At 73.2% G+C, this 12774-nt stretch carries 12 protein-coding genes and 1 pseudogene; 8 read left to right on the top strand and 5 right to left on the bottom strand.

Annotated elements, in window-relative coordinates; all coding sequences use genetic code 11:
- Positions 1-5: 5 nt before the first annotated feature.
- The 5 genes and pseudogenes from PUR56_RS20495 (at position 6) to PUR56_RS20480 (ending at position 3348) form a co-directional block, all read left to right on the top strand.
- Positions 6-137 carry an RICIN domain-containing protein gene (locus PUR56_RS20495; RefSeq protein ID WP_329874745.1) on the top strand — a complete coding sequence of 44 codons (132 nt, stop codon included), beginning with the start codon at positions 6-8 and terminating at the stop codon, positions 135-137.
- A 684-nt stretch (positions 138-821) separates the two neighbouring features.
- A complete protein-coding gene (locus tag PUR56_RS20490) occupies positions 822-1556 on the top strand; it encodes a hypothetical protein (RefSeq protein ID WP_329877245.1) in 735 nt (244 codons plus the stop codon).
- A gap of 42 nt (positions 1557-1598) precedes the next feature.
- Entirely contained in the window at positions 1599-2303 is a 705-nt protein-coding gene (locus PUR56_RS20485; RefSeq protein WP_329877243.1) for a hypothetical protein, read from the top strand.
- A gap of 234 nt (positions 2304-2537) precedes the next feature.
- Positions 2538-3038: pseudogene (locus tag PUR56_RS43525) on the top strand (polyprenyl synthetase family protein); the annotation flags it as partial.
- A 10-nt stretch (positions 3039-3048) separates the two neighbouring features.
- On the top strand, positions 3049-3348 hold the full coding sequence (locus tag PUR56_RS20480; RefSeq protein ID WP_329877242.1) for a hypothetical protein: 300 nt from the start codon (positions 3049-3051) through the stop codon (positions 3346-3348).
- A 148-nt stretch (positions 3349-3496) separates the two neighbouring features.
- Here PUR56_RS20480 and PUR56_RS20475 read toward each other — a convergent pair whose 3' ends face one another.
- Complete coding sequence (locus PUR56_RS20475) at positions 3497-6313, bottom strand: AAA family ATPase (RefSeq protein WP_329877240.1); 2817 nt, start codon at positions 6311-6313, stop codon at positions 3497-3499.
- Positions 6314-6678: 365 nt separating this feature from the next.
- On the opposite strand from PUR56_RS20475, the gene PUR56_RS20470 reads away from it, so the two are divergent.
- Both PUR56_RS20470 and PUR56_RS20465 read left to right on the top strand, forming a co-directional pair.
- Positions 6679-7641, top strand: coding sequence for a quinone oxidoreductase family protein (locus PUR56_RS20470; RefSeq protein ID WP_329877239.1), 963 nt, complete (start codon positions 6679-6681; stop codon positions 7639-7641).
- Positions 7642-7738: 97 nt separating this feature from the next.
- Positions 7739-8341 (top strand): TetR/AcrR family transcriptional regulator, encoded by a 603-nt coding sequence (locus tag PUR56_RS20465; RefSeq protein ID WP_329877237.1) that lies wholly within the window; start codon positions 7739-7741, stop codon positions 8339-8341.
- A gap of 147 nt (positions 8342-8488) precedes the next feature.
- Here the strand turns inward: PUR56_RS20465 and PUR56_RS20460 are convergent, their stop codons facing one another.
- Both PUR56_RS20460 and PUR56_RS20455 read right to left on the bottom strand, forming a co-directional pair.
- Positions 8489-9775, bottom strand: a complete 1287-nt coding sequence (locus PUR56_RS20460; protein ID WP_329877235.1) for a phytase — start codon at positions 9773-9775, stop codon at positions 8489-8491.
- A 173-nt stretch (positions 9776-9948) separates the two neighbouring features.
- Positions 9949-10395 (bottom strand): nitroreductase family deazaflavin-dependent oxidoreductase, encoded by a 447-nt coding sequence (locus tag PUR56_RS20455; RefSeq protein WP_329877233.1) that lies wholly within the window; start codon positions 10393-10395, stop codon positions 9949-9951.
- A 364-nt stretch (positions 10396-10759) separates the two neighbouring features.
- Here PUR56_RS20455 and PUR56_RS20450 point away from each other — a divergent pair, with 364 nt between their 5' ends.
- Positions 10760-11068: a hypothetical protein gene (locus PUR56_RS20450; RefSeq protein ID WP_329877231.1), complete on the top strand. Its 309-nt coding sequence runs from the start codon at positions 10760-10762 to the stop codon at positions 11066-11068.
- Between the two features lie 146 nt (positions 11069-11214).
- Here PUR56_RS20450 and PUR56_RS20445 read toward each other — a convergent pair whose 3' ends face one another.
- Together PUR56_RS20445 and PUR56_RS20440 are read right to left on the bottom strand one after the other, a co-directional pair.
- Positions 11215-11853: a hypothetical protein gene (locus tag PUR56_RS20445; RefSeq protein WP_329877229.1), complete on the bottom strand. Its 639-nt coding sequence runs from the start codon at positions 11851-11853 to the stop codon at positions 11215-11217.
- Between the two features lie 55 nt (positions 11854-11908).
- The gene (locus tag PUR56_RS20440; RefSeq protein WP_329949971.1) at positions 11909-12526 is read right to left on the bottom strand and encodes a hypothetical protein; all 618 of its coding nucleotides are present in this window, start codon (positions 12524-12526) and stop codon (positions 11909-11911) included.
- Between the last annotated feature and the right edge of the window lie 248 nt (positions 12527-12774).

Below are 12774 nucleotides of genomic sequence, written 5' to 3'. Positions count from 1 at the left end.
TCCGGCTGATCGCCCGGCACAGCGGCAAGTGCCTGGACGTCATCAACCAGGCCACCACCAACGGCGCCGCCCTCGAACAGTGGACCTGCGGCACCGGCACCAACCAGCAGTTCAGCCGCCACACCGTCGCGGTCTGACCCCACCCACCGGCACGCCCCTCCCTCACCCGAGGGGCGTGCCGTCCGGCTGTCCGCCCTCGCCCGCGGCACGGTCGGACGCCGTCCGCAGCATTCGCGGTACGCAGGTGCACGGGCGGAGGAGGCCGGAGTCGGTGGCCGCCACGTCCCCCTTCACCGTGCCCCCCACGCGGGCGGTCCGGTGCCGGATTCGGACGAGACCGCGCGAGCGACCACCGGGAGGTGACCCGGTCATCCGGCCGCCACCGGAGCCCGTAGAGGCGGGCATCGGCGTGAGACCCGTCGGACCGAGCATCACCATGCGGGTGGCCGGCAATCCAGAAGGCGTTTCCGTGCAAGCACCATAGCCAGCGGCACACGTCGCCGGAACGTGAGGTGGATCACGGCGTACCCCCACCCGCCTGCGCCACGAGTCCGCAGCCCGCCGATACCGACGTACCCGGATGCGGGAGGCCGGAGGCGGACCGGCGGACTCCTTGACAGCATGCGAACCATCGGGCAAGAATCCGTCCCCCGACGCCCGGCCCACTCCCCCGGACGCCTCGGCCGACCCGATCCCCCGAAGCGCGCGAGCCCGTGAGGCCGCGCCCGCAGGGTGCTGGACCTCCCGCCCCGCTGCCCCCGGTACGACATACCCGGTTTCGCCCCGTGCGCCTCGCGAACGGCGGCCGACTAGGAGAGCCGATGCCTCGACCCATACCTCCGCCCGGTACGTCCCGCCCCGGCGTCCCCCGCGTCCGCCTCCCCACCCGGCGGGCCCCCGTTGCCGCGCTGTGCGCCCTGGCGACCGTTCTCGGCGCCGCCGCCTGTGGCGCACCGACCGGTGCCCCGCGCGGCACGCACGGCCCGCCCCCCGAGAGCCGGTCCGGGGCCGCCCCGGACCGCCTGCTGCCTGCGGCGCTCCTGCCCGGCGCCGCCGCCCAACGCTGGCGCCCGTTGCCCTCGGCTGCTGTCCGACGCACGACCAGCGGCGTCCGCCTGAACGAGTGCGCCTCCGTCGTCGGCGCGGAGACCTGGCAACAGCAGGCCTACGTGGGCGTCCAGGGCACGCCCGCACTCCAGGAGATCTTCACCTTCCCGGACGCCGCCACCGCCCAGGACTCCTATCGGGGACTGCTCGACGGCATGAGTGACTGTCAGGACCGTTCGCGCGCACTGCAGGCGAAGCACGGCGGCGTCGCGGACACGGAGGTCGTCCGGACGGCGGCGATCGACCGAGGCACCGCCTGGTCGCGCCGGTGGACCGCCGTGGAAGGCCTGTCGGCCGCCGGACCGCAGATCGACCACCTGTACGCCGTCCGGCACGACACCGCGCTGACCGTCGTCCACTTCGACGAACGCGCCGACCCCGCCATCACGGCCCACGACACCGGGGCCGACAGCGATGTCCTCACCGCCATCGCCCGTCGGCTCGGATGAACCCCTGCACACGGCCCCGCCACCCCCACCTCGGAGATCACCATGTCCGTCCGCCGACCCACCCTTCGTTGCCGCCTGACCGTCCTCGTCGCGATCGGCGTCCCTGCCGTCCTGAGCGCGACACCCGCGCACGCCGCCTCCTCCCCGGGGGGCTCGATCAGCCGTGAGGAGGTGATCCAACGGGCGCAGAGCTGGGTCACCCAGGGCGTGTCCTACGACCAGGGCGCCTTCCACACGGACAGCAACGGCACCTACCGACAGGACTGCTCCGGCTACGTCTCCATGGCCTGGCACCTGACGGACAGTCTCGTCACACAGACCCTGCCCAGCGTCTCCACCGAGATCGCCGCCACCGACCTCGAACCCGGCGACGCCCTCAACTACACCGCCCAGCACGTCATCCTCTTCGGGGACTGGATCGACAAGTCCGCCGGGACCTTCCACTTCTACGCGGAGAACAACCCCCGCGTCCTGACCAGCCAGTACCAGGGAGACCTCAACGCCAGCTCCCTCGCCGGCTGGCCCACCAGCTACTACACCCCCTACCGCTACAACCGCATCACCGGCACGGGCGCCGACGTGCCCGCCACCACCCCGATCACCCCCACGACCCCCGCCGCCCCCACCGCCCCGCCGGCGGACGCCACCCCCTCCGCCCCCGCTCCCACACGCCCCGCCCCCGCCCCCGGTGTCGACGACGACACCTGGTGGCGTTCCGGCTCGCACGCCTGGTGGCGCGCCTGGTGAACCGCAACTCCCCGGCCCCGCGCCCGCCCACGGTCGCAGTTCCCGACGCCGTGTACGCTCCGTCTGTGCGGTGGCGCCCCGGGGCCAACCGCGGGGTCGGCACTCGCCTCCGGATCCGCCGTCCCGTGCCGAGGTGACCAGGCGACTCGGTACAGGTGCACCACCGGCACCCCGTACGCTCCACCCGCGTGAGGGGTCCTGCGATCGTTCGGCAGGGCGGGCCGATGTGCCGGTGTGCACGGGGAATTGGGGTGCCGGGTGGGACGGGATGCCGCGGGTCGGCGTGCGGAGACGGTTCTCGGGTGGGCGTCCCGTGTGTGCGAGCCCCGACTGCGCGCGTGGGTGGAGGCTCTGGGCGGGGACGCGAGCGAGGTGGCGGCCTATCAACTGGGCTGGTCCGGGGCCCCCGGGCCCGGGCTTCACGGTGGGAAGTTCGTTCGGGCCGCATTGGCCCTGCTGTCCGCACGGGCGGTCGGGGGCGAGGCCGAGGCCGCCGTCCCTGCCGCGGCGGCGATGGAGATGGTCCACAACCTGTCGCTGCTGTACGACGACGTCCTGGACGGTGACACAGTACGCCGCCACCGCGCCTCGGCCTGGCAGGTGTTCGGGAGCGCGTCGGCCACCCGCTCGGCAGACGCGCTGCTGGTGGTCGCCTTCGAAGCCCTGGCCGGCGCCGAAGGCTCCGAACGGGTCGCCCGGGAGGCCTCCGCCGCGCTGATCGACACGCTCGTCCAGCTCGCGGTCGGTGAGGGCCTGGACGTGCTGTTCGAGCAACGGCAGCAGGTGTCGCTGTCCGAGGTCCACGCCCCCCACCCCGACGGCCACCGGGACCACGGCCGCCGCGGCCCCGGCCGGCACCGCCTCGTCGGCTCCGGCGGCCACGGCCCCCGCCGGGCCGTCGACCGAGTCCGGCCCGGCGACCTCCTCCCCCGAGCTCTCCGGCACCGGGGCGAGTACGGACATCGCGCTCGTGGGGGGAAGCATCGCCGTCGTCGTCGGCACCTTCCTGCTCCGCCGCCGCAAGCAGGCGGGCCGTCATCGGTGAGGCCCCACCGCCCCGATCGACCGAGTGCGGGCCACCCAGGCACGGGGCCCGGGCCTGACGGCTTCCCCGACCGTTCGGCGGATGCGACCGTCGCCGCGAGAGGCCGGCGGGACCGGCGGGACGCACTCCGGGCCCGCGCAGGGGCCGCTCATCCCGATGAACGGACCGGGAGGGATCGACCGGCCGGCTCAGCCGTCGGATCGAGCGCGTCGCGCAGCATGGTGCGTGAGGTAATACCGAGCCGCTCGTAGATCTGGTACAGGTGCGCTCCGACGGTCCGGTGTGAGAGGAAGAGGCGCTCGGCGATCTGCTTGTTGGTGAGTCCGGACGCGGCGAGGCGGGCGATCTGCAGCTTCTGCGAGGTCAGTCCGTGGATGCCCGGGGCCGCGGGCCTCGACCTCCGGGAGCCCGACGCCCGAAGCTCGTTCATCGCGCGTTCGGCCCACGGCCGCGCGCCCAGCTCCTCGAAGGTCGCCAGCGCGGCGCGCAGCTGGGTTCTGGACTCGGCGGTCGTGCGGGCGCGGCGCATCCGTTCGCCGTAGGCGAGTCGGACCCGGGCGTGGTCGAAGCGCCACCGGTCGCCCCCGGGGGTGTCCACCGCCAGGGCGAAGAGACGCAGGGCCTGCTCGTCGTCGTCGGTGCACAGGGCGGCCGCGGCCTCCGTCAGCATGGCGTGGCGGGAGGACACGGTGGTGATGCCGGCCTCGCGCATGGCCCGGACGTGTGCGGCGGCCTCCTCGCGCCGGTTGGTCCGGACGGCGGCTTCCACGAGGTTGGCGGCCACCCACAGGGCGTGGGGGGCGTGCGAGGCCAGGGTTCCGGCCGGGCTCACCGCGTCGGCGTGGTCGTAGGCGAGCGTGAAGTCCCCGCGGCCCAGGGCCGCGACGGCGGCGGCGTGGTGGGCGTAGTGGGCGGCGCAGGGCGCACCGTGGTCCGTGGCCCAGTCGATGATGACGTCGGCCGTCGCGAGACTCTCGTCCGCGTGGCCGCGGGCGCCGAGAACGACGGACCTGATGTAGAGGAAGTACCAGGCGAACGCGCTGTATCCGTGCTCCTCGCACGCCTGCAGGCCCTCGTCGGCGAGGTCCAGGGCCTCGTCCCACAGTCCGGTGAGGTAGTCGTCCAGGCACAGGTGGATAAGCGCGGAGATGTAGCGCCTGGCCGGGCCGCCCTCGCGTCCCGCCCGCACCACCTGCCAGGCCGGTTCGCGGACCTCGCCGAGGCGGTCGAGGTAGAGGGCGCCCGTGCCGACGCGGGTGATCCGCACCGGGTCGGGCTCACCGGCCAGGGAGGCCACGAGGACGTCGAGTTGTCCGTGCGCCGCAGCCCCGGTGCGGGCGGGGTCGGAGAACGTCCGTCCCAGGACGGCCAGGATGGGGGGCGGCTGGGGGGTGAGGCGTCCCACCGCCCGGTAGTAGACCTGCCACAGGTCGTGCCGGGCGCCGAAGAAGCAGACCACGGCCAGGACGTGCAGCGCGTCGACGAGCGCCTTGTCGTCGGCGCGGTACCGGTGGGTGCCGGCCGCGGACTCGATTGCCTCGCTCAGCAGCCGGTGGGCCGTGGCCACGTCGCCGTTCCCGTTGAGGAGGAGCAGGGCCGAGGCGGTGGCGGAGTGGAGGGAGTCCTCGCCCTCAGGGGCGGCCTGGCGGGCGTCGTCCAGGAGACGTCGGGCGCTGGAGAGGGCCCCGGTGGACTCCGCTCCCAGGTAGGCGGCTTCGGCGAGGCGACGGCTGCGGTTCGGCCCTTCGGGAGAGAGCGAGGCCGAGCGGATCAGCGTCCGCATGGCCCCGGCGGCGTCCCCGCGACGCAGGGTGAGGCCCGCGGCGTGCTCCAGGAGCGCGGCGACCTCCTCGTCGGGCTCCAGGGTGGCCTCGCCCAGGTGCCAGGCTCGGCGCTCCGGCCGGTCGGCCAGCACGTGGGCCAGCGCCGCGTGCGCGGCGCGCCGTTCACCGCTCAGCGCCTGCCCGACCACGGCGGAGCGGATCAGCGGATGGCGGAACCCCAGCCGCTGCCCGCCCTCCTCGATGTGCACCAGCCGCTCGCGCTCGACCGGCGCGAGGTGCTCCAGGCCGTGCCCGGCCGTGGCCCGGCGGGCGGCTGCCTGCAGTACGCCGAGGTCGCCGGTCCCTTCCAGGGCCGCGAGCAGGAGGAGACTCCGGGAGGGGGCGGGCAGCCCTGCGACCCGGGAACCGAACAGCGTCTCCAGTCGCCGGGTGAGGGGCAGCACGGCGGGCGAGTCGGCAGCCGCGGGCCGCAGCGCGGCCGGCAGTTCCAGGAGCGCCAACGGATTGCCGCCCGCCTCGGCCAGCAGTCGGCGACGCGCACCGCGGGCGAGCCCCGGGAACCGGCTGCCGAGCAGCCGGGCCGCCGACTCGTCGTCGAGGGGCGGGAGGTCGTACGCGGGAAGGCCACCGGTCTCGTGCGGGTGCGCGTCGCCGGTGCGCGCCGCCGCCACGAAGCTGACGCCCAGACCGCCCAGACCACTGAGCCGCCGGGCGACGAAGCCGAGCACCGCGGCACTGGCACGGTCGACCCAGGGAAGGTCGTCGACGACGATCAGCAGCGGCCTCCCGTCGGCCACCGTCTGAAGGAGCCGCACCACGGCGTTGGAGACGAGCAACTGGTCCGGCGGATCCCCGTTCTCGAAGCCGAGCGCCACGCGCAGCGCGCGGCGCAGGTCCGCGTCCAAGTCCTCCAGTGCACCCAGGGCCGGGAAGAGGAGCTGGTTGAGGCACGAGTAGCCGCAGTCGGCCTCGAATTCCAGGCCCGCCGCCCTGAGCACCGCGACACCGTCCGCACCTGCGGAGCCGGCCAGCTCGTCCAGCACGGCGCTCTTCCCCACACCGGCCTCCCCGGCCAGCAGCAGCGCACCACCGCCCGCCCCGAGGCGCAGCCGCTCTCGCACCCGTCGCAGGTCGGTGTCCCGGCCGACCAGCGGATCCCCGACGCCTGGCGCGCCGGGCACATACCCATCCCCCATAACCACCCCTCCCCAGGACCGACCCCGCCGCTCGTGCGCCGGAACGGATCTCCGTCGAGGAGCATCGTCCGCGCGGCCGTGAGCACCCGGGCCGCGTCCAGTATGCCGGACCAAGATCGCGGACGCGGCCGGGAGGACGCGGAGACGGACCCGGGGGTCCGACCCCTGCCCGGGGTCTCCGACCGATGTCGTGCCCACTCACCGGCGGGCTTCCACCGGACTGTGGCACGTCATCGGCCGACAATCAACTCGCCCTCTGATCAGCATCTTTGGACTTGCCGGTCCATTTTCTGCCGCCTAACGTGCTGGTCGATCCCCCGTGACGAACCCGCACTGGAAGGTGTCATCCCATGCACGCGATCCGTATCGAGGAACACGGTGGCCCCGAGGTCATGCGCTGGACCGAACTGCCGGACCCGGTGCCCGGCCCCGGCGAGGCACTGGTCCGACTCGGTGCCGCCGGCGTGAACTACATGGACGTCGGCGCCCGGGCCGGGGGCGGCCCCGGCTGGGCGGCCCCCGCCGTCCTCGGCGCCGAGGGAATGGGCTACGTCACCGCCCTCGGCGACGGGGTGCGGGACCTGGCCGTCGGTGACCGGGTGGCCTGGTTCTACCACCCCGGCAGCTATGCCGAGCTGCTCGCCGTGCCCGCGGACACGCTCGTCAAGGTGCCCGACGGCATCGACGACGAGATCGCCGCCGCCGTGATGATGCAGGGCCTCACGGCCAGCCACCTGAGCACCGAGACCTACCCGATCGGCGCCGACGACACCGCCGTGGTGCACGCCGCGGCGGGCGGCGTCGGCCTGCTGCTCACGCAGATGATCAAGTCCCGCGGCGGCCGGGTGATCGGTCTGGTCTCCCGGGAGGAGAAGGTACCCGCCGCCGAGGAGGCCGGCGCCGACCACGTCCTCGTCCACTCCGGCGCCGGATTCGAGGACCGGATCAGGGAGCTCACCGGCGGGCGCGGCGCGGACGTCGTCTACGACGGCGGCGGCGCGGGAACGTTCCACTCCTCCCAGGCGGCCCTGCGCCCGCACGGCGTGCACGCCTACTACGGCCCCTTCATGGGCGTCCCGACACTGCGGCCCACCGACCTGCCCGACAGCATCCTGCTCACCTACCCTGTCGTGCACCACCACGTCGCCACGCGCGAGGCCCTGGTGCGGCGCACCGGCGAGGTGTTCGACCTGGTCCTGGACGGGCGGCTCACCCCCCGGATCACCGGCCGCTACCCGCTCGCGGACGCCGCCCGCGCCCACGCGGACATAGAGTCCCGCCGTACCACCGGCAAGCTCCTGCTCCTGCCCTGACCGCCCGCCACCCGCTCCGGCCCGCGCCCCGCGCCCTGTGCCCGCGCCGCCGCCGGCCCGCTTCGACGGAACACACCAGCCCGCCCCGGGAGGATCCATGACACTGACCCGCAAGGGCGCCGCGACCAGGCAGCGCATCGTCGACGGCGCGGCCGAGCAGATCCGCGAACAGGGAGTGTTCGCGGTGCGGTTGGAGGACGTCATGGCCCGTACCGCGACCAGCAAGAGCCAGCTCTTCCACTACTTCCCCGGTGGGAAGGACGACCTGCTCCTCGCCGTGGCGCGCCACGAGGCGGACCAGGTCATCACCGACCAGCAGCCCGAACTCGGCTCCCTCACCTCCTGGACCGCCTGGGACGAGTGGCGCGACAAGGTCCTCGCCCGCTACCGCGACCGGGGCAGTGACTGCCCCCTCCACACCGCGCTGGCGCAGCTCGGCGGCACCACGGACGCCGCCAGGGTCGTAGCCGGCGAACTGCTCGACCGGTGGCAGCACCAGCTCGCCACCGGCATCCGCCACATGCAGTCCCACGGCGGAATCGCACCGGAACTGGACGCCGACCGGGAGGCAGCGGCTCTGCTCGCCGGCATTCAGGGCGGCGTACTGATCCTCATGACCACGGGCAGCTCCGCCCACCTTGAGGCGGCCCTCGACTCCGGCATCGCCCACCTGCGCGCCTCCGCCCGCCGGCACCGCTGACCACTCACCGCCCGGCGCCGCCACGGACCGGCCCACCCGCCCGGCTCATGCAGGCGCGGCCGGGGGCGGGCAGCCGCCGGGCCCGGGCAGGAGGACCGGAGGTGCGGCGGGCGCACGGTGGGGACACCGTGTACCCGCCGCGACGGGTCAGTCGATGGCGTCGAGGACCTTGCCGAGGTCGACGAACTTGAAGCCGGTCGCCTCACGGTCGCCGTCGGCAGGGGTCTCCTGGCCGTCCTGGACGACCAGCAGGCCGTGGGGGTAGCGCGCGCCGAGAGGTGCGTTGAGGGCGGCGGCGCCGTCGCAGACCTCGGAGCCGTCGAGGGTGGTGGAGGCCGCAGTGATGCGGAAGGCGCCCTCGAACTCGTTGTCGTCGTCACGCTCACGGTCGTAGGCGACGAAGGTGTTGTCGCCCTGGCTGGAGGCGAGGAGATAGCCGTCGCCGTCCGGCTCGGTGATCAGGGTGAGCCCCTCGACGTCGGCCGTCAGCCGCTTGCCGCCGTAGCCCGGGTCGGCGCCCGGCATGCATTCCTCGGTCTCCTCGTCGTACGTGCCGGGCACACCGTACTCGCGCACCTTGTCGATCAGCGTCGGCGTGCCGGTGAGGCCCGCGTCGATGCGCCAGATGCCGACGTCCTCCTGTCCCGCGTACAGGGTGCCGTCCGCGGGGTCGACGACCATGCCCTCGACCTGGGGCAGTTCGCCCGGCTCGGCACAGGGCGTCCAGGAGGTGCCGTTCGGCAGACGGAAGGAGGACGGCAGGTCGATGGTGCGCACCTGGCGGTAGTCCACCGTCCCGTTCGGGGTGGCGATCAGCTCCAGCAGGGCGAGGCGGGTGCGGTTGCGCTGGCTGACCACCGCGTAGGAGCGGCCGGTGTTGCGGTCCGTCCAGGCGGCCAGGCCGTAGGCGGTCTTCTGGTCGTTGATCTCGGCCTGGTCGGCGGAGAAGACCGGGCGTACGGCGGGGTCGGTGACGTCGGTGAGCGGGCCACCGGGCTTGTCCCGGTCGATGCGGTAGATCCGCAGCCGGTCGTTGCCGCGGTCGCTGACCACCGCGACGTCGGCGCGGCTGCCGGCCAGGCGCAGCCCCTGCACCAGGTCGACGTTGTTGAAGCGGCCGGGGGCGTCGTCGGCGCCCGGACCGGCGGGGGCGGGGATCGACTGCACCTGACGGGCGTCCAGGTCGTAGACCCGCAGGCCGCCCTGCTTGGCGGTGGCGACGACCAGGCTGCGGCCCGGGTCGGCGTTGTTGCGCCAGATCGCCGGGTCGTCCGCGTTGGCGTCGCCGCCGGCCTCGTCGTCGTACAGCGGCGCGGTCTCGGCCTTGGGCCGGATGCTGCTGATCGAGGAGGCCTGCGCCGGGAGGGCGACGGAGACCGCGAGGGCTGTGCAGAGCACGAGCGTGGAAGCGCGAGCGGCCAGACGTATCGTCATGTTTCTTCCTTTATGAGGGATTTGCCCTGACAAGGAAGACGCTCGCGGGCCCATCTGCCATCCCCGCGACCAAATGGTATCCGATAGCTGAACACGTTGCGAAGCCCTGGGAGTCACTCTCTGCCACCCTGTGAACCCCGGAGGCACCTCCCAGGTGACGAAGCATCAGAGCCTCAACCGACCAGGGGCTCCAGTACGAAGACGGGGATCACCCGGTCGGTCTTCTTCTGATAGTCGGCGTACGGCGGGTACGCGGCGACCGCGCGATCCCACCACTCGGCCTTCTCGTCGCCGGTGACCTCACGGACCGTCATGTCCCGCCGCACGGCGCCGTCCTGGAGCTCGACGCGCGGGTCGGACTTGACGTTGAAGTACCAGACCGGGTGGCGCGGGAAGCCGCCGTTCGAGGCCACGGCCGCGTACCGCCCCTCGTGCTCCACGCGCATCAACGGGGTCTTGCGGATCTTGCCGCTCTTCGCGCCGCGCGTCGTGAGAATGACGACGGGCAGGCCCGTGTCCCAGAGCGTCGCTCCCTGCCTGCCGTCCGAACTCTCGTACAACTCGACCTGATCGGCCACCCACTGCACCGGACCCGGCTCGTACTCGCCTTCAAGAGGCATCGCGTTCACCCCATCGTCATGTCATGAAGTGCGGTGTCCGACAGGCGGTCAGGTACGACGCGAAGTGCCCACGACCAGCAAGAAGAAGAATTGTCGAGGCCCCTGCTTCCACCCCGGTCGGAGTCACCTCCCAGGTGAGGAAGCATATCGGGTACCACCCACGTGTGGTATCGGGTGCTCTCCCGCGTGTTCGCGCCGCCGGCCTCCGAAGTGCGTCCGGAGGTGGCGGTCCGCCGACTGCCGACCCGCGTCGACGGCGACGCCCCGCGTGGCCGGTTCCGGGCCGAACCCGGTGACATGCGGGTGCTGTCCAGGGAGACTGGCGACAGACGTGTACGAGCAGTCGTAGGCCGAAGGGCAAAGAGTGGCACTGGCGAAGAAGGGTTCCCGCCGCATCGTCGTCGACGGCGTCGAGTACCGCTGGCGAGTGAGCAGGAAGCCGTGCTGCGACTACGACGGCATCACCTTGGGTTACATGGTGGAGGACGCGGCCTGTCCCGGAACGACGCTCGTCGTGGAGACCGGTCGGCCGGCCGTGCTCGAACCGACCATGCTGCCGTCCGAGGTGGTCCTGCCGCGCGAAGTCGCCGCAGGTATTCGGGCCGCGCGGTCGAACGGCTGGACGCCCAGCTCCAACGGTTCGCCGTTCAAGCTGCACCTTTCCGCTGTCTGACCGGGCCGTGCCGAAAAGGCGCGGCAGCGCGGGCGGGCAACCGGTCTCCCACGGGATCCCGGTGCGCCGGTCCACCAGCCAACAGATCACCACCTACCGGGCGTCAGCCGACTACGCCGGAGCCTGGGCCCGTGCCCCGCTGCCGCTCAGGCACCCGTGGGGGCCTCAGGCCCTCCCGAGGGTGCCACCGGCCGCGGCAGACAGGTGGGAGTTCCGGACGGGCCGGGTGTGGCGGTGGCGCACGGGTCCGGGTACATCGGCCCGATCAGTGAGATGCGGCTGATCCGGTACGGCCCCTGCCCGTACCAGCCGTGGAAGTGGACGGTCACTTCGTGGGAGTTCCCGATGGCGACGTTGGCCCGCAGACCGGTCCAGTCCGCCGCCCCGTCGGCCCAGAGCTGGACCTCGCCCGTGCCCGTACCGGTGCCGGTGATGCGCACGAAGGCGTACGCGCCAGACACGTACGCGGAGAAGTCGTAGCTGGTACCGGCCACGACGGCGACCTTCTGGAAGCAGCCGGCGTAGTCGTGGCTGCCGGGCCGGCCCTCGACGCCCCGGGCGAGTTGGACGACGTCGCCGTCGCAGGACCAGCCGTGGGGCAGGGGGCTCCCGAAGTCGCCGTTCCTGATCCACTCCAGGGGTGCCGGCTGGGCGGACGCGGAGCTGCCGGCGGCGAAGGCCGCCGCCCCGGCGAGGACGAGGGCGCCGAGGGCGGCGCCGATCGGGCTTCCGCCATGGGCGTGGCGACTGCGGCTACGACTACGGTTGCGACTGGACGAACGCATGGCGTCTCCGATGTGGGGGTGTCCGGACGGTGCGGGAGCGGGGGCCCTCGGGCGGTCAGGGAATGTAGGTGCGCGAGCAGCTGGGGCTGGGCGAGGGAGACCCCGGGCCGGGGCTCGCCGTCTGCGGGTCCGGCTCGCCGCACGGGCTCGGGGGGACACCGGGGCCGACGAAGGACACCCCGCGCACGCTGAAGGGGGCCTGCTCGTACCAGCCGTGGAAGTAGACCGTCAGCTCGGTGGTGTCAGGACCGGTGGCGACCTCTACCGTCAGGGTGTTCCACTCGCTCTCGTTCGACCAGGTGGCGGCGCTCTCACCACCCGCGCCGGAGGCGCCCACGAAAGCGTACGATCCGCGCACCGAGGCGTTCAGGGTGTACCGGGAATCGGGCTGGACCCGGACCTTCTGGGTGCAGCCCGCGTAGCTGGTGGCGGTCGGCCGGCCGGTGATGTGGTGCTGGTGCGGGACGGTGCTCCGCGAGGCGTTCGCCTCGCAGTCCCAGATCCACGGGTAGGAGTCGAAACGCCCGTTGACGATCAGCTCGACGTTCGGCAGGGGCGACGCCGCCGAGGCGGCCGGCGCGAGGGTGGAGCCGCCGAGGGCGAGTGCGGCCGCGAGGCCGAGGAACAGGCCGACGCGGCCGGTGCGGCGGGTCGGGCCGGTGGATGCGCGCATGCCGTCTCCGGATGGGGAGTGCCAATGGGGCGGCGGTGCGAGGGAGTTGCCCACACCCTGGTGGATCCGGAGCATCTCCGTCAAGGGGAGGCAAAGAAGGTGAGGGCGCCCCTGCCCCGCCGCCGGGCGACAGTGCCTGCGAGACGGCCATGCGGACGCCGAAGCGCTCCGTCCTCCGACGGGCGCGGGTGTGCCGCCGGTCATTCCTGACCGGCGGCGCCCACCACGGCGTCACCCGGCTCCTGCCC

This window comes from Streptomyces sp. BE303, assembly GCF_036290945.1.
Lineage (GTDB): Bacteria > Actinomycetota > Actinomycetes > Streptomycetales > Streptomycetaceae > Kitasatospora.
Note: the sequence above shows the minus strand (reverse complement) of the source record. Positions and strands in the feature narration are given on the sequence as shown.